Source organism: Nocardia vaccinii NBRC 15922 (assembly GCF_001613305.1).
GTDB lineage: Bacteria > Actinomycetota > Actinomycetes > Mycobacteriales > Mycobacteriaceae > Nocardia > Nocardia vaccinii.
Genome location: NZ_BDCC01000003.1, coordinates 18,607 through 41,124 on the forward strand (window position 1 = coordinate 18,607; position 22,518 = coordinate 41,124).

The following is a 22,518-nucleotide window of genomic DNA, read 5'->3' on the forward strand; positions in this document are numbered from 1 at the left end:
CCCGGTCACCTGCCGACTATCAGCCCGTCACCGTCCGGTGAGACGTTGACCTTCACCAGATCGCCGTCGGTGACCTCACCTGCCAGCAGTTCCTTGGCCAGCGAATCGCCGATGGCCTGCTGGACCAGCCGCCGCAGCGGGCGGGCGCCGTATGCCGGGTCGTAACCCCGCACGGCCAGCCAGAACCGCGCCGAATCGCTGACGTCGAGGGTGAGCCGACGCTGTGCCAGGCGCTTCTGCAACTGATCCAGCTGGATGCCGACGATCACCTCGAGCTGCTCCTCGTCGAGCGCGTGGAACATCACCACATCGTCCAGGCGGTTCAGGAACTCCGGTTTGAACGCGGAGCGCACCGCGTTCATCACGAACTCCTTGTCGCCGCCCGCACCCAGGTTGGAGGTGAGGATGAGGATGGTGTTGCGGAAGTCGACCGTACGACCCTGCCCGTCGGTCAACCGGCCCTCGTCGAGCACCTGCAGCAGGATGTCGAACACGTCCGGGTGCGCCTTCTCGATCTCGTCGAACAGCACCACCGTGTACGGCCGGCGCCGCACCGCCTCGGTCAGCTGACCACCCTGGTCGTAGCCGACGTATCCCGGCGGCGCGCCGACCAGGCGAGCCACCGAATGCTTCTCGGAGTACTCGCTCATGTCGATCCGGATCATGGCGCGTTCGTCGTCGAACAGGAAGTCCGCCAACGCCTTCGCCAGCTCCGTTTTACCGACGCCGGTCGGGCCGATGAACATGAACGAGCCGGTGGGCCGGTTCGGGTCGGCGACCCCAGCCCGCGCGCGGCGCACCGCGTCCGAAACCGCTTGCACCGCTTCGGTCTGCCCGACGACGCGCTTGCCCAGCTCCTCCTCCATGCGCAGCAGCTTCCGGGTCTCGCCCTCGAGCATCTTGCCCACGGGGATGCCGGTCCACGACGACACCACCTCGGCAATGTCGTTGGGGCCCACCTCTTCCTGCAACATCACGTCGCCGTCCGCGGCCTTGCCGACCTGCTGTTCGGCCTCGGCCATGGCCCGCTCGGCCTGCGGGATGTCCTCGTAGCGCAGCTTCGACACCTTCGCGTAGTCGCCGTCGCGCTCGGCGCGCTGCTCCTCGCCGCGCAGCGCCTCCAGTTCCTCCTTGCGGACCCGGATCTGGTCGAGGGCGCCCTTCTCGTTCTGCCAGCGGGTGGTCAGCTGATTCAACTTCTCGCGCGCATCGGCGAGTTCGCTGCGCAGCTTCTCCAGCCGCTGCTTGGAGGCCTCGTCGGTCTCCTTCGCCAGCGCCATCTCCTCGATCTCGAGCCGGCGCACGGACCGCTCGACCTCATCGATTTCCACCGGGCGCGAGTCGATTTCCATCCGCAGTCGCGAGGCCGACTCGTCGACCAGGTCGATGGCCTTGTCCGGCAGGAACCGGGAGGTGATGTAGCGGTCGGACAACGTCGCGGCGGCCACCAGCGCGGAGTCGGTGATCCGGACGCCGTGGTGCACCTCGTAGCGCTCCTTGAGGCCGCGCAGGATGCCGACGGTGTCCTCCACCGACGGCTCGCCGACCAGTACCTGCTGGAAGCGGCGCTCGAGGGCCGCATCCTTCTCGATGTGCTGGCGGTATTCGTCGAGCGTGGTGGCGCCGACCAGGCGCAGCTCACCGCGGGCCAGCATCGGCTTGATCATGTTGCCCGCGTCCATCGCCGACTCACCGGTGGCGCCCGCGCCGACGATGGTGTGCAGCTCGTCGATGAAGGTGATCACCTGTCCGGCACTGGACTTGATCTCCTCCAGTACCGCCTTCAGCCGTTCCTCGAACTCACCGCGGTACTTCGCACCGGCCACCATCGCACCCAGGTCCAGGGCGATGAGCTTCTTGCCCTTCAACGACTCCGGCACGTCACCGGCGATGATGCGCTGGGCCAGGCCCTCCACGATCGCGGTCTTACCGACGCCGGGTTCACCGATCAGCACCGGGTTGTTCTTGGTGCGGCGGCTCAAGACCTGGACGACCCGGCGGATTTCGGTGTCGCGGCCGATGACCGGGTCGAGCTTGCCCTCGCGCGCAGCCGCGGTCAGATCGGTGGAATATTTCTCCAGCGCCTGGTAGCTGCCCTCCGGATCGGGGCTGGTGACGCGCGTATTGCCGCGCACCGAGGTCAGCGCCTCCCGCAGCCCGTCCGCGGTCGCGCCGTACTTCAGCAGCAACTGCGAGACATCGGAATCGCCACTGGCCAGACCGATCAGCAGCACCTCGGTGGAGACGTATTCGTCGCCCAGCTCGGTGGCGAGCTTCTGGGCCGCGTTCATCGCGGCCAGAGCCTCACGGCCCAGCTGTGGCGTAGTGGTCGCGCCGGTCGCGCTGGGCAGCCGGTCGATGATGTCCTGGGCCTCGCCTCGAACCTGGACCGGATCAGCGGCGACGGCCTTCAACAGGGGGGCGGCGATGCCGTCGGTCTGATCCAGCAACGCCACCAGCAAGTGCGCCGGGCGAATCTCCGGGTTGCCCGCGGCCGAGGCGGACTGCAGCGCGGCGGTGAAGGCCGCCTGAGTCTTGGTGGTGGGATTGAACGAGTCCACGATCACCTTCCTACGTATGTGCAGCCCGTCCGGCTGCTTCCGATCTGTTCAACGCAGTAGAAGTTGAGTCTGTTCCGCTCAAGTTTGGTTCTTTTCGGCGGTGCGCGCAACATCACCGAGGACCGCTTCCACCACGCTAGCCCCGCGAACCGGCCGACCACGACGTTTCGCCCTCGGCGAGGTTGGGTACCGTCAAGACCTCATAACCGTGCGACCACGGTTTTTTCGGGGATACTGGAACCCGAGCCGATCCGGGCCCGCGTCCGGATCGTTGTACGCAGAAAGGAAGCTCGAGTCGTGGATGCGCGTTCGGCTGCGCTGGTCCGCGCCAATTTCCGGTCCGTCATCGAAGCCCCGAACGGTCCGGAACGGCTGGTCAGCGCGTTCTACGGCCATATGTTCAGCGAAAACCCTCGGCTGCGGGAGCTGTTCCCACCCGCCATGGATATGCAGCCCAAGCGCGTGATGACCGCCGTGCAGTTCGTGCTCGACCATCTCGAAGACTGGGACCGCGCCCAGCACTTCCTCGAACAGCTCGCCCGTGACCACCGCAAATACGGTGTCGAGGCGGCACACTACGATATCGCCGGCCGCGCGATCGTGGCCGCGTTCCGCACCTATTGCGGAATCGGCGGCTGGTCGCGCGAACTCGAGGAGGGCTGGCGCGATATCGGCATCCTCATCTCCGCTTCGATGGCCATCGGCGCGAATTCCGATACCTCCCAGCCGTTCTGGGAGGCCACGGTGGTCGGGCACCGGCAGGTGCTGGAGGATCTGGCGATCGTGCGACTGCAGTCCGAGACGCCGATTCCGTATCAGGCCGGACAGTACGTCCCGGTGTCGGTTCCGCAGCGGCCCAAGATGTGGCGGTACCTGTCGCCCGCGATTCCGACGAATCCCTACGGGGAGATCGAATTCCACGTCCGCAAGGTGGAGAACGGCTGGGTGAGCCCGGCCATCGTCGCCGAGACCGAGGTAGGGGACGTCTGGCAGATCGCCGGACCGCTCGGCGGGTTGCACGTCGACCGCGACAGCGGCACCGATGTGCTGATGATCGGCTCGGGCACCGGTATCGCACCGCTGCGCGCCCAGCTCATCGAAATGGGCAGGCGCGGAGACAATCCGCGGGTGCACTTCTTCATGGGCGGACAGTATCCGTGCGATCTGTACGACGTGCAGAACATGTGGCAGCTGTCGCTGAGCAATCCGTGGCTGACCGTGATTCCGGTGTGCGAGAACGCTTCCAATCCCTGGTGGTATCCGCATCCCCCGGCCGATCCGCCGTTCGGCATGCACCGGCGGCTGATCGGTAACCTGGGTGCGGTGGTGGCCAGCTTCGGCTCCTGGTCGGATCGGCAGATCCAGATAGCCGGATCGGCCCGGATGATCGCCGCGACCACGCGAGCCCTGGTGGCGGTCGGCACACCGGAATGGGCCATCGCCGCGGATCCGGTGTGATCCGCAGCCGATCTATTCGACCGCAGCACAAGGTAGTTCGACGAACAGGGATGGTGTATGACCCTCGGCCCCGATGAGACCGGCGAAATCCACCTCGGCGCACCCACCGAGTGGGCCGCGACGGTGGTCGGCCACCACCGCCTGCGGCACGACATCGCGGTGGTCCGGTTGATCGGTGACTATGTGCCTTTCGTCGCCGGGCAGTCGGTCGAGGTGCAGATTCCGCAGCACCCCGGGTTGCGGCGGCGCTTGTCGCCCGCGCTCGCACCCTCCCGGGACGGCAAGTTGGAGTTCCACGTCCGGACCGTGCCGGGTGGGTGGTGCAGCGGATCGATCGTCGCGGAGACGCAGCCGGGCGACGAATGGCGGATCACCGATCCCGCGGGCTGGCTGTCGGTCGACAACGACACCACCGACGTGGTGATGCTGGCCGGCGGCACCGGCCTGGCACCGCTGCGTTCGATCCTGCTGGAGATCTCCCGTCGTCCGGAACCGCCGCGCACCCATCTGTTCATCGGCGGACGCTCCCCCCGCGACCTGTACGCCTCGGACATGCTCTACCTGCTGACCGGCGAATTGCCCTGGCTGACGGTCATTCCCGTGGTGGAGAGCCCCGACGATCCGACCTGGGAAGACCCCTGGTACGAGGCCTGCCGGGTGGATGTGGGCTTCGATGTGGACGAGATGCTGGAGGGCACTCTGGCGGACGTCGTCGGCGAGATGGGCCCACTGGAACACCATCAGATCCTGGTCTGCGGCTCCCCCGGCATGACCACCGCCACCGTCGACCGCCTGATCCAGACCGGCACCCCCGCGGAAGCCATCCGCTACGAGGGGGTTTGAGACCGACGCCGGCAGGGAAAAACCACCCGCTCACCTGGTTCCGCCAGCCCGGGACCACGCCAACCCGCAAACAGCCGGAGCGAAGCGGATGCAGTCGAACGCGCCGGAGCGAGCGGAGGCACTCAGACACAGTTCGCGGCCCGTCTCGCCGGTCGGACGCGTGGCGGGTGCCCGACACGGGGCCGAACGGTGAGACTTCGGAGGCCGCGAACCCACCGGAGCGGAGCGGAGGTCACAGATACGGATCGTGGCGGATGTTGGTGACCGGGGTGCCCGCGGCCATCAGGCGGAACTTGGTGGTCTGCACCATCGATGGGGAACCCGCGATCTGCACGTCGCGATCGGCCCACGGGCCGTAACCCGCTACGACGGCGCCGATCCGGCCCGTGCGGCGCGGGTCCAGGCCCGGCAGATCCGCTGACGGCTCACCGGAATCGAAATGCCACCAAGGGTTCTCGTCGCTCTCGACGATCGGGGTGACCGTCAGCCATTTATTGGCCGCGGCCAACTGGCTCAGCGTCTCGAGGTCGTACAGATCGCACGGGTGGTGCCCGCCGACGAACAGGTGCACCCGCGGATTGGACCGGCGACGCGACATCGCCACGAGTTGTGCTCGCAGCGGGGCGATTCCGGTGCCGCAGCCGATCATCAGCAGTTTGTGGCGGGGGTTGCGGGGCACCCCGAGCCCGCCCATCGGCGCACTCAACAGCCATCGGTCACCGACGTCGGTGTGCCCGACCAGCGCCGGGCTGACCCAGCCGCCGGTGCGGCCGCGCACGTGGAATTCGATCTCCCCCTCCGGATTCGAGGGAACGGCGGGGGACAGATACCGCCACATCCGCAGCCGGGACGGGATCTGCACGCTCAGGTACTGACCGGCGGCGTAGTGCATCGGCTGGTCCAGCCGCACCCGCACGACCGCCAGATCGGTGAGCACCCGGCGATGTTCGATCACGGTGCCCGCCCACACCGCGGGCGTGTCCTGGTCCTGGGCGCCCACGATCATGGTCCGCGTGATCAGGTCGACGCACTCCTGCCAGGCGTGCTCCACCTCCTCGGTCCACAGCTCGGTGCCCGCATGGGCGCGTACCGACGTGATCAGCGATTCCCCCACGGAGGGATAGTGTTCCGGCTCGATGCCGTACTTGCGGTGATCGCGCCCGAGTTGCGCGAGGAACGGCAGCAGCTCATCGGGCTCGTCCAGCCGTTCCACCACATGGGCGAGCGCGGAGACCAGGCGCTCGCGCTGAGTGTCGAGGGATGCGGGAAAGAATTCGCGCAGCCGCGGTTGCGCGGTGAACAAGATCGCATAGAACGACCTCGCCAATTTCTCATGTCCCGCCTCGACCGCAGCAACCGCTTTGAACGTCGTCCTGACCAGTGCGGCGGCACGCGAATCCATCTGTCTCACAACCTCACTTCGCACTCGAATACGAGTCCGGCCACGAGTGACGCACCGTCCAGAAACCCGGCAGCAGCCGATGCGATCCGAGTGTATGCGAGGTTTGCCAGCAACGGACCGAACCGACTGAACAACCCACATGTAATTCCCGCCGAACCTGCTCGAGGCAGGTCGCGACACCTCGAAACCAACCGTTTGCCCAGTAAATTCGGTCATTCCCCAGCGAATCATCACCGAATCAACAAGATTCGTTTTGAAAGACTCGATCTTATAGCGATCTCTCTGCAATCGATCACCACTCGACCCGGACGCCTCCGAAGCCTCGAATCACGCTCCCGGCAACATTTTCGCCACCTCGCCGCGGATTTCGGCACGGCCGTCACGGCTCCGCATCGAATCGATTCCCACCGCTGGCACAGCATATATCCGGCAATCAGGCGCTGGACCGCAGGACGACATCGGCCGGCCACGTCACCGACTCGGCGGGCGGCGGGACCGTTTCCCTCGTGCGGCCCCGCACTATTCGCCACCAGCGCTGGACTTCGGGCCCCAGCAGCAGTCCGCCCAGTAAGAGACGACACACCACGACCGGACCTCCTCGACGGATCGGTCATCGCGGGCAGACGCTGCCGACGCCGGAGCGCGGTTCTCGAACCCGGCCGCCGGAATGTGCCTCTGGCGATTCTGCCGCAGTGGGATTCGAGGGCCGGGCGAGCCGGATCTTTCAGCCGCGCCGCGATAGACGTTGCGGCGGACCGATATTCCTACACCCGCACGATGCTGTTGTAGATGTTCTGGGCGTCTGCCATGCGGGTGCCGCGCGAGGAGCCCGAGCTGCGCTCGTAGTACTGGTCGAAGGCGGCGGCCGCGGCTTCCGGGGAGTTGGCGGCCTTGAGTTGGGCCAGGGCGCCGGATTCGTTGCCGTTGAGTTCGGACATCAGGAAGTCCAGTTGGGTGTTCAGATCGGAGGCCACCGTGTGTCTCGATGCGGCGAATGCCCGCAGGGCCGACAGGCGGCCGCCTTCCCACTGGGACAGCCCCAGGGCGCCCTCGCCGGAATTCCACGCACTGGTGTTGAAGCTGGACTCGACCTGCATATTGCCCAGGATGCCCGCGATCTGCGCCGAGGTCAGACCCATCTTCGTGCCGGGACCGTAGTGCTGGTAGAGGTAATCGTAGATCTGTTGCGCGGTGGCCTTCACGCCGGACAGCTCCTGCGGGCTGCTGGCGGCATAGTTCTGCGTCGAGCTGCCGGTGCGGAAGGTTCGACTGCCGTCGGAATTGGTGGTCACCCTCGGAGGTGACTGAGCGGCGATCTGGGCGGCCTTCTTCTGGATCTGTGTATTCGCGTCCTTCAGATCGTTGTGAATCTCGTCGACCGTGTTCGCGCACGCGGTGAGCATCGGGCCCTCGAGGGCGATCAGGCTCCTCGGGTCGTCCTTCGGCAGGCTCACGTTCAGCTGACCCTGCAACCAGGTGATCTTTTTGATGATCTTCCCGGCGGTGGTGTCGGCGATGCCCGCGGTATCGCCGGTGTGGTCGCCGACGTAATGATCGAAACCGGCCAGGTCGGTTTTGACCTGCTTCACCTGTTCGGAATGACTGTCGTACGCGGCGACCATCTTGGAGGCGTTCGACGTGTCGGACATCGATTTGCCGTCCTTGCCCACATCGGCCTGCAACAGGTCGGAGAAATCCGGGGCAGTGGACGGATCGCCGTTCCCGGTCAGATCGACACACGTCTGGGCGTACTGCCACACCGCGTCGACGGCCGCGATCAAACCGGGCGAGGCGTTGGCCGGCGCGGTGAGCTTGGGCACGTCACGAAAATGCTGGTCGGCCACCTCGTATCACCCAGCCTTTCGCGAGCATCCTCGTCCATCCTCAACTATGCCGCCCTCCCATTGCTGGGAGCACGCATACGAAAACAGCGCCCCTGTCGCCAGGGGCGCTGTCCGGAGTTGACATTTCGCGGTCTAACGCCGCTTGTTGCGCGGCTGCCAGACCACCAGGGCGGTACTGCGTTGCGGCGGAGTCAGATCGGGACGGTAGGCCGAGCGCAGGCGTTCCACCTCTTCGGTGAGTTCGCCGACGCGCTGCTGTAACGCCTCGACCTGATTGGTGAGTTCGATGATGCGTTTGATACCCGCCAGGTTGACGCCCTCGTCCTGGGAGAGGCGCTGCACCTCGCGGAGCAGCTCCACATCCCGGTTCGAGTAACGCCGCCCACCGCCCGAGGTGCGATGGGGAGTGACCAGACCCAGCCGGTCGTAGGTGCGCAGGGTTTGCGCGTGCATACCGGCCAGCTGGGCGGCAACCGAGATCACGAAGTACTCGGCGCTTGCTCCACCCCGGCCGCTACCGGGTCGTTGTGGGGGCGGAGCCCCTGCCTGACCGGACGTCATAACTACGCACCTGCCCATCCAGCTCGCGGGTCGAACCCGCCGGCCTTCTCCGCCTCCGCATAGCGCCGCAACGCCTCGGAGGCCTCGTCGTCCAGCTTCGGCGGAACCGCGACCTTGACCGTCACCAGCAGATCGCCCGCACCGCCGGAACGCTTGGGCACACCGCGCCCACGCACTCTCAGGGTACGGCCGTCGGCGGTGCCCGCGGGCACCTTCACTCCGACACGCCCGTCCAGGGTGGGTACGGACACCGTTGTGCCCAACACCAATTCGCTGTAGCTGACCGGCAGCACCAGGGTCAGGTCGTCGCCGTTGCGGCCGAAGACCCTGTCGTTGCTGACGTGCACGGTGACGAACAGATCACCCGCGGGAGCACCGCGCAGACCCGCTTCGCCCTGGCCCGCCAAGCGAATTCGCTGACCGTCCCGCACACCCGGCGGAATCCGCACCGTGATGGTGCGGGTCCGGTTCTGGATGCCGGTGCCGCGGCAGTCCACGCACGGGTCGTCGATGATCGATCCCGTGCCGCGGCAGTCGTCGCACGGTTCGCTGAATCCGAACGCACCCTGGTTCCGGCTGATGACGCCGGTTCCGTTGCAGTGCGGGCAGACTCGCGGACTCGTGCCGGGCTTCGCGCCGCTGCCGTGACAGGTCGTACACGGCGAGGGGCTGGTCATCCGCAGCGGAACGGTGACACCCTGCGCGGCCTCGCGGAAGCCGAGATTCGTCTCGGTTTCCACATCGCTGCCGCGCCGCGGACGCGTCGAGGTGCGCGTCGCACCGCCGGGGCCGCGGTTGAACAGACCGCCGAGGATGTCACCCAGACCGCCGTCCGCCGCGGAACCCGCTGCGCCACCGAAGATGTCGCCCAGGTTGAATTCGTTGAACCCACCCTGTCCGTAACCGCCACCGGGCGAGAAGCCGCCGCGACCGAAACCGCCGTTGGCGAACAGCCGCCGGGCCTCGTCGTACTCCGAGCGCTTCTCCGGATCGGACAGCACGGCATGCGCCTCGCTGACGGCCTTGAACCGCTCCTCGGCCTTGGTATCACCCGGATTCTTGTCCGGATGCAGGTCCCGGGCCAGTTTGCGATAGGCCTTCTTGATCTCGTCCTGGGTGGCGCCGGAGGAAATACCCAGCTCCTTGTAGAAGTCCTTCTCGAGCCACTCACGATTCACCAGGCATCTCCTCCTTTCTGTGCTTGTGCATACCCCCACCCACCGCACCGGTCAGCTCAGATATGCGTTTCTCAATCGTCGTCGTCATCGGTGCCAGCGTTTCCTGTCACCAGATCTGTTACCCCGTCGGTCACTCCGACAAGCGCGTGCCGCAGCACCCGGTCACCGAAGCGATACCCCTTACGCATGACGACACCGATCACCGGATCGTGGCCCTCGCCCTCGTGCTGCACGGCCTCGTGCAACGTCGGGTCGAACGACTCGCCCTCCGCGCCGAACTGCTCGAGCCCCTGCTTCTGCAGCGCCTCGGCCAGCTTGTCCGCCACGGACTTCAGCGGCCCGGACTCCAGGTCGCCGTGTGCGCGAGCACGATCCAGATCGTCCAGCACGCCGAGCAGTTCGGTGACCACCGACGCCTTGGCGGTATCGATCGCGGCCTTGCGGTCGCGCTCGGTGCGCCGCCGGTAGTTGGCGTACTCGGCGGTCAGACGCTGCAGGTCGGCTGTGCGCTCGGCCAATTCGGCATGCACCGGGTCGGCCTGCGCGTCGGCGTCGGCCGCGGGTTCCGGCCCACCGTCGGCCGCGGCGTCCTGCGACGCCGCGGCCTGGCGGACCTCACCAGTGACCGGATCGACCTTGCGGTTGTCCACGATCGTGACCGGTTCGGATTCCGAATTGTTTTCCGTCACTTCTTCTCCGGCTCTTCCACGACCTCCGCGTCGACGACCGTGTCATCGGATTCGGGAGCGGCACCGTCGCCCGCTGCCGAGGCATCGGCCGCCGACGCCTCGTAGATCGCCTGACCCAGGGCCTGCGACTCGGTGGCCAGCTTCTCCACCGCGGTCTTGATGGCCGCGATGTCGGTGCCCTTCAGGGCCTCGTTCGCCTCGGTGATGGCCGACTCGACCTTGCCCTTGACGTCCGCGGGCACCTTGTCCTCGTTGTCCTTGATGAACTTCTCGGTCTGGTGCACCAGGGACTCGGCCTGGTTGCGGGTCTCGGCCTCCTCGCGACGCGCCTTGTCCTCGGCCGCGTGCGCCTCGGCGTCCTTGACCATCCGGTCGATCTCCTCCTTGGACAGGCCGGAGCCGTCCTGGATCTTGATCGTGTTCTCCTTGCCGGTGCCCTTGTCCTTCGCGGTGACGTGGACGATGCCGTTCGCGTCGATGTCGAAGGTGACCTCGATCTGCGGCACGCCGCGCGGGGCCGGCGGGATGCCGGTCAGCTCGAACGAGCCGAGCAGCTTGTTGTGCGAGGCGATCTCGCGCTCACCCTGGAAGACCTGGATCTGCACCGAGGGCTGGTTGTCGTCCGCGGTGGTGAAGGTCTCCGACCGCTTGGTCGGGATCGTGGTGTTGCGCTCGATGAGCTTGGTCATCACGCCGCCCTTGGTCTCGATACCCAGCGACAGCGGAGTGACATCGAGCAGCAGGACGTCCTTGACCTCACCCTTGAGCACACCGGCCTGCAGGGCGGCGCCGACCGCGACGACCTCGTCCGGGTTCACGCCCTTGTTCGGCTCCTTGCCCCCGGTCAGTTCCTTGACCAGCTCGGAGACCGCGGGCATACGGGTCGAACCACCAACCAGGACAACGTGATCGATGTCCTTGACCGAGATGCCGGCGTCCTTGATGACGGACTGGAACGGCTGGCGGGTGCGGTCCAGCAGATCGGAGGTGATCTTCTGGAATTCCGAACGGGTCAGCTGCTCGTCCAGGAACAGCGGGTTCTTGTCCGCGTCGACGGTGATGTAGGGCAGGTTGATCGAGGTGCTCTGTGAGGAGCTCAGCTCGATCTTCGCCTTCTCCGCGGCCTCACGCAGCCGCTGCATCGCCATCTTGTCCTTGGTCAGGTCGATGCTGTTGCTGGACTTGAACTTGTCGACCAGCCACTGCACGACGCGCTCGTCCCAGTCGTCACCACCGAGGTGGTTGTCGCCGGACGTGGCGCGGACCTCGACGACGCCCTCGCCGATCTCCAGCAGCGAGACGTCGAAGGTGCCGCCACCGAGGTCGAAGACCAGGATGGTCTGCTCCTTGTCGCCCTTGTCCAGGCCGTAGGCCAGGGCCGCGGCGGTGGGCTCGTTGACGATGCGCAGCACGTTCAGACCGGCGATCTGACCGGCTTCCTTGGTGGCCTGACGCTGCGCGTCCTCGAAGTACGCCGGGACGGTGATGACCGCGTCGGTGATCTCCTCACCGAGGTAGGACTCCGCGTCGCGCTTGAGCTTCATCAGCACGCGGGCGCTGATCTCCTGCGGGGTGTACTTCTTGCTGTCGATGTCCACGGTCCAGTCGGTGCCGATGTGGCGCTTGACCGAGCGGATGGTGCGATCGACGTTGGTGACGGCCTGGTTCTTCGCAGGCTGACCGACCAGCACCTCACCGTTCTTCGCGAACGCGACGATCGACGGAGTGGTCCGCGATCCTTCCGAGTTGGCGACGACGACCGGTTCCCCGCCTTCGAGAACGGCGACGACCGAGTTCGTGGTCCCGAGGTCGATACCGACCGCACGAGCCATTGTGTTCCTCCTATGTGACGTACCTATATGTGGCGATGCAGGGCAGACGCCTGCCGCGGCTGCCTGGCGGCAACCACCGGACCTCACCCCGACACCGCCTGGAGCACGGTCCTCAGCAACACTGAGCGTGGTCGGCTCAATCCTGCATCCACTCGGAGTCCGAGTCAACTGGGAACTTGAGTCCATGACACTCAGCTTTGCGTCGATCTACTCAACGAGCGGCCGGTCGTATGCATTCCCGGTCGCCCGAGAATTTTTCCCGGACCGGCCGATTCACCGGAACTGCCCGGTCAGCGGGGTTGTCCTGGCGTCCGCGCCGAAGATGCGGTCTCGGCCCACCGGTATGGACCCCGACCCGTGGACGTCCGGAGACAGCGGAGAACCCGGCCACACGACCACTCGAACGGCGATCGGGTGACCGGCGGGACAGCGGCGCTATCCGGCCGCGGCGAGAACTTCCTCGGCGAGATCGTCGTCCAGGGTGACCCGGACCAGCGCGGCGGCCAGTTCGGCATCGTGACCCGAGGGGCTCAGACGATCCAGGCTCGCGGCATCACCGGGCAGGCCGAGGCGTTCGGCGCCCCGCCGGGCCCGGGCGTCGAAATGCGGCCGCACCCAGGTCCAGACGTCCTGGATCTCCCGCAGGAAGATGTCCGCGCCGGTCGGTCCGATGCCCTTGAACTGCTGCAACAGCTCGGCCAGCCGGGCCGGATCGCCGTCGGCCTCCTGCGCCAGCAGGCGCAGATCGCCGTGATAGCGCTCGAGCAGCAGCGTGGCGTTGGCACCGAGGCGGGTGGCGGTGGATTCGTCGTAGCGCTTGTAGTGGCCTCGGCCGAGCGCGTCGACGAGGTCCTGCCAGTCGGCCTCGGCGACGTGTTGCGGCGTGGTGTACTCCGAGGAGATCAGCTCCCGGGTGGCGCCCAGCGCGATCTGCGCGGAAATGGGATGGCTCAGCAATTCGGCGAGCATCAGCAGTTGGAACAGCGGAGCGGGCTTGTCCGCCAGCGTGATCCCGGCCTGGCGCGCATAGCTGGTGCCCGCGCGATCCAGCAACTCGCGCACGATATCTGTTCGGCTCATCTCGCACCTGCCTTCCTTTCTCGGTCGACTTACCCGGTACCGAGGCGCTCACCCGTCACCTGCGGAATCAGTCGTGCGGCCGGTCCAGCATGGGGAAACGACCCGAGTCGAGCAGGGCGGCGACCGCGTCCCTGCGCGCTTCGGGCGCGGCGTAGTCCGGATGCGCGCGGAATACGGCCGCGGCGTCGTGCAAGTGGACCATCTGCTGTTCGGCCGCCGCGGCCGTGCGACCGCCCGGGGTGACCGGGTGGGCGGCCAGGGCCGGCCGGCGCGGGTCGACCCGGCCGAGTTCGACGGCCTTGCCGACCCGGCGCGCACATCGGCACGGCGCTTTCGGATTCACCACGCCGCAGGTCGAGTTCAGGAACGCGCCCAGGCGTTTGCGGGCCCGCTCCGCCCGCTTGCGGAACGCGGCCGGTGACGTGCCGAGAATCCACGCCGCCTCGGCCGAGCCGAGTTCGAACACGTCGTGCAGGACGAATGCGACGCGTTCGTCCCGGCTCAGGCACTGCAACATGCCCTGACTGCAGGACAGGCGGACCTCCCGCGTCAACACTGCCGCCTCGGGGCCGCGGTAATCCTGTTCGGCCAGGCCGTCGCGCAGACCGGTGGCGAATTCGTCCAGCGACAGCTGCACGCGCTCCTGCGGGCTGCGCCGGCGCAGATTCGTCAGATAGTTCACGCCGATGCGATACGACCAGGTCAGCAGCCTGGCCTCGGCGCGCCAGGTGCCGAGATTGCCGACGACCCGCAGCAGGATCTCCTGGGTGGCGTCCTCGGCGTCCGCCGGCCGGCCGGTCATGCGCAGCGCCAACCGGTACAGCGGGTCCTGCAGCAGCCGGATAACCTCGGTGACCGCGGCGCGATCCCCGGCGACGGCCCGCGCGACCAGGTCCGCCTCGCCGGGAACGGGCTCGTGCGTGAACGGCTCCGCCGCCGATTCGATGTCCACCACATCATCGTTCGACGGATCGGCCGGCGGCGCAACAACGGCATCGAGCCGATGGTGGCGACATCGCCTCCGCCCCCGGGGCGCGGCCGAGCAGTGTGGCCGCGCCGTGGCCGAGGCCCCTACACCGAACCGCCGGGACCGGACAGCGCCTGCGCTGGTTCGGTCAGCGCGTGCTCGTGCAGCCACCGTGCGACGGCGGTGCCGATCTCCTCGGGCCTGTCCTCCGGAGCGTGATGCCCGGCCGATCCGATGCCGACCGTTTCGACGTTGGCGAATGTCGCTGCGGCCCAATCGATCGCCTCGTTCGCACCCAGCCCGACGCCGTCCTGCACCGCCATGATCAACTTCGGGATCTGCGGTGAAGTCGCCATGGCGCGGCCGTAACCGTCCATGACCGCGGCGATGTCCGCGGGCTCACCGTCGAACGGAATCTCCCTGGGCCACACCAGCATCGGGCGCCGCGACTCGGGCGTCGGGTAGGGCGCGCGGTAGACGTCCAGATCGGCCGGGGTCAGGCTCTTCGCGCCGAAGGGCAGGTTGAATTCGATGAACATGTTCTCCTGCAGGATCATTCGCTCACCCTCCGGCGAACGGAACCGGCGGAACAGATCAGCGCCCTGCGAGGGCATCTCCGCCCAGCTCAGCGGGCGCAGAAAGGTCTCGACCAGAGCGATCCCGCGGACGCGTCCGGGAAATCGCGCCGCGCGGTCCATGGCCAGCGCCCCACCCCAGTCGTGCCCGACGAGTACGACCTGGTCCAGCCCCAGCGCGTCGAACCAGGCGTCCAGATAGCGCGCGTGATCGGCGAACCGGTATCCGATATCGGGCTTACCCGACTCACCCATCCCGATCAGATCCGGAGCCAGCGCCCGCACCTCACCGCTGACATGCGGAATCACGTTGCGCCACAGGTACGAGGACGTGGGATTGCCGTGCAGGAAAACCACCGGCTTGCCCTCGCCGGTGTCGGTGTAGTTCATGAACGAGTCGAGAACGTCGATGACGGGCATCGCGGATCCTTCCGGTCGAAGTGCTTACACCGGGTTGGACACATCCCTCGCACCGCTGTGACAACCCAGTCCAGTGATGCGCATCACACCCGAAGCACCCATTCGAACCCGTACGCCTGAACGGCGGATAACGCGGCAGCAACCCCCGACCGGATCGCCCAGGGTCTCGGTCTCGGCGCGGTCGGAACGATCGTGATATTCCTCGGCTCCGAGCCGACCCTCCTCGTGAGCGGCGTCCCGCGGTCGAGGGGGATCGATCCGACCCACCCCGGTACGCACCCCGATGTGCGGGCGGGTGCGGCGAAGTCGATGCCGCCCGCGGTGACCGCGCGGTACGGTTCGGGCATGAAGGCCGTGGTCTGTTCCGAGGGCGAGCTCGAAGTCGCCGAAATGCCCGCACCCGAACCCGGCCCGGGCCAGGCGCTGATCGCGGTGCGGCGATGCGGCATCTGCGGATCGGATCTGCATGCGCGGGTGCACTGCGACGAACTCGCGGATCTGGCCGTCGCGACCGGATACGACGGGTTCATGCGGTCCGATCAGCGAGTCGTGCTCGGGCACGAATTCTGCGGGGAGATAATCGATTACGGACGCGGCTGCCGCAAGCGCTGGCGGCCGGGCACCCGGGTGGTCGCGCTGCCGATCCTGCGCACCGAGCGGCAGCCGCAACTGACCGGACTGTCCGAGGCCGCGCCGGGCGGTTATGCCGAACAGGTCCTGGTGCAGGAATCGATGACGTTCCCGGTGCCGAACGGCCTGTCCGACGAGCTGGCCGCCCTCACCGAGCCCATGGCCGTGGCCTGGCACGCGGTGCGTCGCAGCCGCATCGCCGCGAAGCAGACCGCATTCGTGATCGGTTGCGGCCCAATCGGTCTCGCGGTTATCTCAATGCTGAAGGCGGCGGGCGCGCGAACCGTCGTCGCGAGCGATTTCTCTCCGCGCCGCCGCGAGCTGGCCGCGCGCTGCGGTGCGGACGCGGTGGTCGATCCCGCACTCGAACAGCCTTGGACCGCGGGTCCGCGCACCGGCCGGATCGAGGGCGTCACCGATATCCTCGATCTCGGTTTCGACGCGATGGAGAAATTGCGCCGCATCCCGAATCTGCCCTGGTGGTACCTGTTCCGGATGATGCACACCCTCGGCCGGGAGCCCGCCGGTCCGGTGGTGTTCGAATGCGTCGGCGTGCCCGGCATGATCGAGCAGATCGTCACCGCCGCACCGCCGCGCTCCCGGATCGTCGTCGTCGGCGTCTGCATGCAGACCGACCACTTCCGCCCCGCCATGGCCATCAACAAGGAACTCGACCTGCGCTTCGCCTTCGGCTACGACCCCGGCGAATTCCGCGACACCCTGCACATGATCGCCGGGGGCAAGGTCGATCCCGCGCCCCTGATCACCGGAACCGTCGGCCTGGACGGCGTCGAGGGCGCGTTCGCCGCCCTCGCCCACCCGGACCAGCACGCCAAGATCCTCATCGACCCGACCGCTTCGTGATCCGCCCGCCACGGCGCGGAGATCAGCCCAGCCACCGCCCGAGCTCATCGACCCAACTTGCGACCCTCGTCACCGGCTCCGCGACCGACGACCCGGCTGGATATGTCTCACAGTTGTCTGAAGGCGATCGGAATACCGGCCCATGTGTCGGAGCCCTCGCTACCACCCGAAATTTCGTAGAGCACGTCGTCCGGATTCCTGTTGGTCCGATGGTTCTGCCACGAGACCATCAGTTTCCGGCTGGTCGGGCATAGGTTTCGCCAGTGGATCGTCGTAGTCGGCGTGCCGCTGTCGGTCCACCACCACCGAATGCACTCGGTCGCGCCTTCATGCCTGTGCACCGCGGTATCCTGGCCGCCTTGCGCAGTGCCGGCCAGCGCCACCACTGAGACCGCAGCAACCACAAGACCCACCGCCAGCTTGCGTATCGAGGTCATATCCTGGATCTCCTGTCTGCGCCGCGAAATCCGTTGTGAGTCAGTTCTAATGCCTTCCCACAGCCGGAGAAGACGTCATGCACCACCAATCCGAATGACGCGGATACGACCCCACCACTCCGGATGCGGCCACTGCCCGCCTCAGCTGTCCGAGACCCCTATGTCCGACGCCGAAGCGGGTTCAGCGGGGTGGTGCGATTCGGGCGAAGGGAGTGGTCGGCGGGTCCTGGAGCAAGTCCAGTAGGCCCTCGGCGCTTCGGGTGGCCGTGCGGCAGGCGTTGGCGGTGAATTGGTCGGCGAGGGGGTGGGCGGCGCGGGCGCGCCACTTGCGGATTGCGGACAGCGCTCGGTCGCGGAGTTCGGTGGCGGTCGCATCCGGGGGGAGGCCGAGGCGGAGGTGAGCCGCGATGCCGGTGCCGCCGATGAGACGATGCAGTTCCGTGAGATCCTCTGGCGGCAAGGGTAATTCGTCGGTGCGGAGGTGGCCGAGGAGGCGGAGTTCGGCGAAGCCGTGCACGTCCGCGAGCAGCGTGCGGACGCGGGGCAGGAGCTGATCGGACGCCGTGCCGGGGTGGGCGGTCAGCACGCGGGCCAGTCCGGTGAGGGCCGAATGCGCCTTCAATTGATCCGCGCGCTGGGCGAATTGGACGTCGAGCACGGTACGCAGTTCGTCCAGGCCGCTTCGCCTGGACAATTCTGTCGCCAATGCCGAGGAGTCGCGCGCTCCGAGACGAATCAGGGTGACCGCCAGTCGAATTCCGAACAGTCCGAATCGTGCCACCAGATGTGCCCGCAGCGCGGGCGGTACGGGCAGCGACAGGTCGGGGCGGGCGAATCGGTCCGCGGACAGCAGGGCGAGTCCGAGATCGTCCACCGGGACCGCGGCCAATGCCTCGAAGGCGTCGAATTCGCGCTGGCGCAGCGTGGCCGCGGCGAACGCGAGCAGCCCGGCGACCGGAATAACCTCCTGGCACAAGCCCGTTCGCTCCAGCTCACCGGCGAATCGGGACGCCACGTCGCGGGCCGAATGCAGGGCATCGATGCGGCCGGAACCGATCTCGTCGGCGCGCGAGACCACGCCGATCACGCCCAGCGGGCCGTGTTCACCCGTGCCGATCTGCTCCAGGAAACCGATATCCGCGGCGTCGAGACGGCGCAGCAGATAGACCACGGCGTCCGCGGCGGGCAGCGCGTCGTCGGCCGACTCGTCGGCGAGCAACCGCTCGGTTCGGCGCGAGACCGCCCGCGACAGCGAGGAGATGCCCGGCGTGTCGATGATCGTCGTGCGTGCCAGCGTCGCGGCGGGCCACTCGACCGCGAGATGGTCGACCTCCCGATGAGCGCCACCGGGCCAGCGCAGCGCGGACAGGTCGAAGGTCAGACCGTGCGCTCCCGGCAGCCCGTCCGCGCCCGGCAGGCGGCGCACCACGACATCGGCACGGGCGCCGTCCGTCGATACCGCGCTCACCCGGGGCGGGGAACCGTGCCGGTACCAGGTGACCATGCGCGTGCACTCGGTCGCGTCGGTCGGCGCGATGTCCTGTCCCACGAGGGCATTGAGCAACGTCGACTTACCCGCCTTCAGCTGGCCCGCCAACGCCACCCGCAACGGCTGATCCAGCCGCCGCGCACAGTCCTCGAGCAGCCCGTCCGCCCGCGGCTGCCCCGCGAACTCCCGTCGCGCGGCCGCGAGCAATGCCCGCGCCTCCGCCACGATCCCCTGCCGCACGCCTCCGACCTCGTCGTTCACGCGGTCACAGTATCCAAGGCCGCTGTGAATTCGCTGCGATCCCGGCGAATCGCCCCCGGGCGGGAGTACGTCGCATCCGGACGCTCCTGCGCGACCGCTGCTCCGGTACCGGCCAGCAGGCAATCTTGCGCGGAGCGGGGTGTGCGACGAGCGACTCCCGAGCGGCGCGGCGTCCGTGCTGCCCGCGGAGATCCCCGCCGACTCGGACGTTCACCCGACCGGCAGCATCGCATCCGCGTACCGGCGCAGTTGCGCGACGGTTCGCAGTTGCTGCTCCAATTCGGTGCAGCGGGCGGCGCGGCGGGCGTTCTCCATGCCGGCGGCGTCCTGGGCGGCCTGAAGCGAGTCGTTGATCGAGCGGAGGCTGCGATCGGCGATGCCGGTGAAGTGATCCCGGAGCGAGCGGTGGATGCGGTGCAGGCGATCGCGGGACTGTTTGCCCGCCTCGAAACTCACATCGTCGAGATAGCGGCGCACGGCCACCTTCGCCTCACCGCGGCGGCGGGTCAGGCGTTCGCGCTTGTCATCGCGGAATGCCTTGCCGCCCAGTAGAACACCCGCACCGAGGGAGAACGGATTGATCAGCGCGAGACCGGCGACCGTACTGGCCAGGCCGATCATCACCATGCCGCCGTAGGAGCCGCGCATGCCGACCAGGAGTTTGTGCCCCAGTCCGAGATCGGGTTCGAGATCCGCGAGCGTCACCGATCCCGTGTCCGTGGGGTTCAAGCCCTGGCGCAGGGCGGGCAGCTCCACGCCGCCGAATTCGAGGAAATGCTCGCCGACCCGTTCGGCCAGTTGGACCGCCCGCGCGTGCGTCCACAGCAGGTTGTCGCCGATGGCGGTGTCGGTCGTCGCGGTCAGCCACTCCTCGATGTGTTCCCAGTGCCGCGCCGGATCGTTCTCATCGATCCAGTCCTCGGCGGTGCGGCCGATATTCCGGAGACGATCACGCAGGTCGTGATCGATATCGCCGGTCAGATCGGTGATCCCGTCACCGAGGGTCTGCTGCCAGGAGGCGGTGCGGCGGTACAGTTCCTCGGCCTGGGTCCTGGCCGTACGCAGTTCGCGCACGGCCAGTTCGCCGCGTTCGGGATCCTTCAGCGCAACCAGTTCGCTGCCCAGTGTGAGTGCCAGATGTTCTGCGGCAGAGGAGATGTCGAGCGCGACGGCCCGCCGGGTCGCCTCGTGTCCGCGCGCGACGACCTGTTCACGCAGAAAATCGTAGAGCTCGCCGAAACCCGACTCGCGGCCGAGCTGTTCGTCCCGCAGTCGCAGGGCGTGCGTCCGCAACAGCGCCGACATCGGGAGGATCGGCACCTCGATCTCGTTGCGCCGCAGATGTTCCCGATCCGCGTCGAGGACCTGCCGCCAATGCGGATACAGATCGGTCTTACTCAGCAGCAGGGCCGTTGCCGGGCACAGTTCGGCGATCTGCCGCAGCAGGTCGGCCTCGGGTTCGGTGAGTTCGGTGGATGCGTCCGAGATGAACAAGACCGCATCGGCCGCGGGGACCATCGCGAGTACCGCCGCCCCGCCGGAGATTCCGTGGCCTCCGGCGGCCGGGGTGTCCACCAGCACGATGCCCTCGGCGAGCAGCGGATTCGGCGTCTGGACCTCGAGCCTTGCCGCGCGGCCGTGCGAATGCGGGGTGACAGCGTGAATTTCCTCGAGCGACACCGGAATGCGCTGTTCCTGCGCCGAATTCCCGTCCGGACCGGCCAGAACGACCTCGGCCTTCGGCTGCGTCCCGTAGCCGAAAACCAGCGGAACCGTGGTGGTGGCATCGTCTCCCACCGGACTGATCTCGAGATTCAGCAGGGCGTTGACGAACTGACTCTTGCCCTGATTTCCCATGCCGGCCACCACGATCCGACGCCGCGGATCGCGCACCCGCTCGGTCAGCGTCTCCAGCCGACCGACCAGGTCACCACGGTCCGCGGCCCGCGCGGCCGCGATCGTCTCCGTCAGCAGTGTCGGCAGTGCCACCGCCGTTGTGCCGGATGATGATTCGTCCACCACCACAGTTCCCATCTCCGCTGTCCCTCTCCGCACCGTATTCCGCTCAGTGCAGCAATCCACCGGTGATATCCGCACCCGTGTGCGTTTCGGTGGTCGTCGCGGCGGTGGTATCGCCGAACAACCCCGCTCCGGTATGCGCCGCGGTGTCCAGCCCACCCCCGAGCGAGCCATTCGCTCCGGCATTCAGTGTGCTGTCGATGGTGCTGTGCGTCGCGGCGCCCAGAGTCGAGTCCACCCCGTTCCCGAACGCGTGCGAAACATCCACGCTCGCCCACGGATTCGCCGCTGCGGTCGGCGTGGTCCCACCGAGCTCGCCACCGACCCCGAGCGCACTGTGCACCGCGCTGTCCGTCACTCCACCCACATTCGCCCCGAGCCCGGACTCGAGCCCCGTCCCCGCATGCAGCCCCGTCCCCGCCGACACTGCCGAATTCAACCCCGGCGACACGACTGTGGACAGATCATTCCCGGCATGCACAGCCGACTCGGTTCCGGTCGAAAGCGTTGTGGACAGACCACTTCCAGCGTGCGCGGCAGAATCCACACCCGTCGACAACGTTGTGGACAACCCGTCCCCGACATGCAACGCCGAATCGGCCCCCGACGACAACGTGGTCGACAAACCGCTCCCGGCCTGCGCCGCCGAATCCGCACCGGCCGACAACGTGGTCGACAGCCCACCTCCCACATGCGCCGCCGAATCCGCGCCGGCCGACAACGTCGTGGACAGACCGTCCCCGACATGCAGCGCCGAATCCGCACCGGCCGACAAGGTGGTCGACAAACCACTTCCCACCTGGGCAGCCGAATCGGTGCCGGCCGACAACGTTGTGGACAGACCGCTTCCGGCCTGCGCAGCCGTATCGGCTCCGGCCGAAAGCGTTGTGGACAGACCACTTCCCGCCTGCACGGCGGAATTCAGCCCGGAGGACAAGGTCGTGGACAGCCCGTTACCGACCTCCGCACCCGCGGCAACCGCCGACTCCGCGCCCGCCGACAATGCCGCGGACAGATCACTCCCGGCAGAAGCCACCGAATTGACTCCGGACGACAACGCTGTGGACAACTCCGTTCCCGCCTGCGCGGCAGAATTCACACCCGCGCCCAGACCCGCGGCCACACCGGCCACCGACTCCACACCGGTGCCCAGTTCACTACTACTCGACTCGGTCCCCAGGCCGGCGGCCGACTGCAGACCGGCACCGAGCCCAGTGGTCAGACCAGCGGCGGAATTCAAGCCGGCGCTCAGCCCGGTGCCGAGGTTGGCCGCCGACTCCACACCCGCGCCCAATTCACCACCGACGTTGGCAGCCGACCCCAGACCAGCGCCCAATTCAGCACCCAGACCCGCGGCCGACTCCAGACCCGCGCCCAGTTCACCGCCCAGGTTCGCGGCCGACCCCAG

18 protein-coding genes are annotated in these 22,518 nt (G+C 67.5%); 3 read left to right on the forward strand and 15 right to left on the reverse strand.

The genetic code is table 11. From position 1 onward, the window contains the following. Nucleotides 1–5 precede the first annotated feature (5 nt). Nucleotides 6–2,561: an ATP-dependent chaperone ClpB gene (clpB, locus tag NV1_RS00545; RefSeq protein WP_067884366.1), complete on the reverse strand. Its 2,556-nt coding sequence runs from the start codon at nt 2,559–2,561 to the stop codon at nt 6–8. Between the two features lie 297 nt (nt 2,562–2,858). Here clpB and NV1_RS00550 point away from each other — a divergent pair, with 297 nt between their 5' ends. Both NV1_RS00550 and NV1_RS00555 read left to right on the forward strand, forming a co-directional pair. Continuing rightward, on the forward strand, nt 2,859–4,019 hold the full coding sequence (locus NV1_RS00550) for an FAD-binding oxidoreductase (protein WP_067884316.1): 1,161 nt from the start codon (nt 2,859–2,861) through the stop codon (nt 4,017–4,019). A gap of 57 nt (nt 4,020–4,076) precedes the next feature. After that, nucleotides 4,077–4,862 carry an FAD-binding oxidoreductase gene (locus tag NV1_RS00555; RefSeq protein WP_067884319.1) on the forward strand — a complete coding sequence of 262 codons (786 nt, stop codon included), beginning with the start codon at nt 4,077–4,079 and terminating at the stop codon, nt 4,860–4,862. A gap of 232 nt (nt 4,863–5,094) precedes the next feature. Here NV1_RS00555 and NV1_RS00560 read toward each other — a convergent pair whose 3' ends face one another. The 10 genes from NV1_RS00560 to NV1_RS00600 form a co-directional block, all read right to left on the reverse strand. Next, a complete protein-coding gene (locus NV1_RS00560; RefSeq protein ID WP_067884321.1) occupies nt 5,095–6,264 on the reverse strand; it encodes a globin domain-containing protein in 1,170 nt (389 codons plus the stop codon). A 433-nt stretch (nt 6,265–6,697) separates the two neighbouring features. Then, nucleotides 6,698–6,850: a hypothetical protein gene (locus NV1_RS43110; protein ID WP_157116354.1), complete on the reverse strand. Its 153-nt coding sequence runs from the start codon at nt 6,848–6,850 to the stop codon at nt 6,698–6,700. Between the two features lie 178 nt (nt 6,851–7,028). Then, nucleotides 7,029–8,108 carry a phage tail tip lysozyme gene (locus NV1_RS00565; RefSeq protein WP_067884324.1) on the reverse strand — a complete coding sequence of 360 codons (1,080 nt, stop codon included), beginning with the start codon at nt 8,106–8,108 and terminating at the stop codon, nt 7,029–7,031. Nucleotides 8,109–8,240: 132 nt separating this feature from the next. Then, complete coding sequence (locus NV1_RS00570; RefSeq protein ID WP_245713490.1) at nt 8,241–8,669, reverse strand: heat shock protein transcriptional repressor HspR; 429 nt, start codon at nt 8,667–8,669, stop codon at nt 8,241–8,243. A gap of 2 nt (nt 8,670–8,671) precedes the next feature. After that, entirely contained in the window at nt 8,672–9,850 is a 1,179-nt protein-coding gene (gene dnaJ, locus NV1_RS00575) for a molecular chaperone DnaJ (protein ID WP_157116357.1), read from the reverse strand. Nucleotides 9,851–9,918: 68 nt separating this feature from the next. Beyond that, nucleotides 9,919–10,536: a nucleotide exchange factor GrpE gene (gene grpE / locus NV1_RS00580; protein ID WP_067884332.1), complete on the reverse strand. Its 618-nt coding sequence runs from the start codon at nt 10,534–10,536 to the stop codon at nt 9,919–9,921. After that, entirely contained in the window at nt 10,533–12,368 is a 1,836-nt protein-coding gene (gene dnaK / locus NV1_RS00585) for a molecular chaperone DnaK (RefSeq protein ID WP_067884338.1), read from the reverse strand. Before dnaK ends, grpE begins: the two co-directional genes overlap by 4 nt. Before the next feature lie 435 nt (nt 12,369–12,803). Further along, the gene (locus NV1_RS00590; RefSeq protein WP_067884341.1) at nt 12,804–13,448 is read right to left on the reverse strand and encodes an HhH-GDP family DNA glycosylase; all 645 of its coding nucleotides are present in this window, start codon (nt 13,446–13,448) and stop codon (nt 12,804–12,806) included. A gap of 67 nt (nt 13,449–13,515) precedes the next feature. Beyond that, entirely contained in the window at nt 13,516–14,400 is an 885-nt protein-coding gene (locus NV1_RS00595) for an RNA polymerase sigma factor (protein WP_245713491.1), read from the reverse strand. Nucleotides 14,401–14,519: 119 nt separating this feature from the next. Then, nucleotides 14,520–15,410 (reverse strand): haloalkane dehalogenase, encoded by an 891-nt coding sequence (locus tag NV1_RS00600; protein WP_067884346.1) that lies wholly within the window; start codon nt 15,408–15,410, stop codon nt 14,520–14,522. A gap of 345 nt (nt 15,411–15,755) precedes the next feature. Here NV1_RS00600 and NV1_RS00610 point away from each other — a divergent pair, with 345 nt between their 5' ends. Beyond that, the gene (locus tag NV1_RS00610; protein ID WP_067884373.1) at nt 15,756–16,904 is read left to right on the forward strand and encodes a zinc-binding dehydrogenase; all 1,149 of its coding nucleotides are present in this window, start codon (nt 15,756–15,758) and stop codon (nt 16,902–16,904) included. A 107-nt stretch (nt 16,905–17,011) separates the two neighbouring features. On the opposite strand, the gene NV1_RS00615 is transcribed toward NV1_RS00610, so the two are convergent. The 4 genes from NV1_RS00615 to NV1_RS44400 form a co-directional block, all read right to left on the reverse strand. Beyond that, nucleotides 17,012–17,341: a hypothetical protein gene (locus NV1_RS00615; RefSeq protein ID WP_067884354.1), complete on the reverse strand. Its 330-nt coding sequence runs from the start codon at nt 17,339–17,341 to the stop codon at nt 17,012–17,014. Between the two features lie 181 nt (nt 17,342–17,522). Next, on the reverse strand, nt 17,523–19,091 hold the full coding sequence (locus NV1_RS00620) for a dynamin family protein (RefSeq protein ID WP_245713492.1): 1,569 nt from the start codon (nt 19,089–19,091) through the stop codon (nt 17,523–17,525). Nucleotides 19,092–19,301: 210 nt separating this feature from the next. Then, complete coding sequence (locus NV1_RS00625) at nt 19,302–21,125, reverse strand: dynamin family protein (protein WP_067884356.1); 1,824 nt, start codon at nt 21,123–21,125, stop codon at nt 19,302–19,304. A 31-nt stretch (nt 21,126–21,156) separates the two neighbouring features. Then, the coding region (locus NV1_RS44400; RefSeq protein ID WP_373864568.1) for a beta strand repeat-containing protein at nt 21,157–22,518 on the reverse strand (1,362 nt) is incomplete at its 5' end.

Excerpts from the sequence above, each read along its gene's own strand:
- NV1_RS00610 (WP_067884373.1), top strand. The coding sequence starts at position 15,756 with ATGAAGGCCGTGGTCTGTTCCGAGGGCGAGCTCGAAGTCGCCGAAATG.
- NV1_RS00590 (WP_067884341.1), bottom strand. The coding sequence starts at position 13,448 with ATGAGCCGAACAGATATCGTGCGCGAGTTGCTGGATCGCGCGGGCACC.
- NV1_RS00615 (WP_067884354.1), bottom strand. The coding sequence starts at position 17,341 with ATGACCTCGATACGCAAGCTGGCGGTGGGTCTTGTGGTTGCTGCGGTC.
- dnaK (WP_067884338.1), bottom strand. The coding sequence starts at position 12,368 with ATGGCTCGTGCGGTCGGTATCGACCTCGGGACCACGAACTCGGTCGTC.
- NV1_RS00570 (WP_245713490.1), bottom strand. The coding sequence starts at position 8,669 with ATGACGTCCGGTCAGGCAGGGGCTCCGCCCCCACAACGACCCGGTAGC.
- NV1_RS00625 (WP_067884356.1), bottom strand. The coding sequence starts at position 21,125 with ATGGGAACTGTGGTGGTGGACGAATCATCATCCGGCACAACGGCGGTG.
- NV1_RS00600 (WP_067884346.1), bottom strand. The coding sequence starts at position 15,410 with ATGCCCGTCATCGACGTTCTCGACTCGTTCATGAACTACACCGACACC.
- NV1_RS00560 (WP_067884321.1), bottom strand. The coding sequence starts at position 6,264 with ATGGATTCGCGTGCCGCCGCACTGGTCAGGACGACGTTCAAAGCGGTT.
- NV1_RS00555 (WP_067884319.1), top strand. The coding sequence starts at position 4,077 with ATGACCCTCGGCCCCGATGAGACCGGCGAAATCCACCTCGGCGCACCC.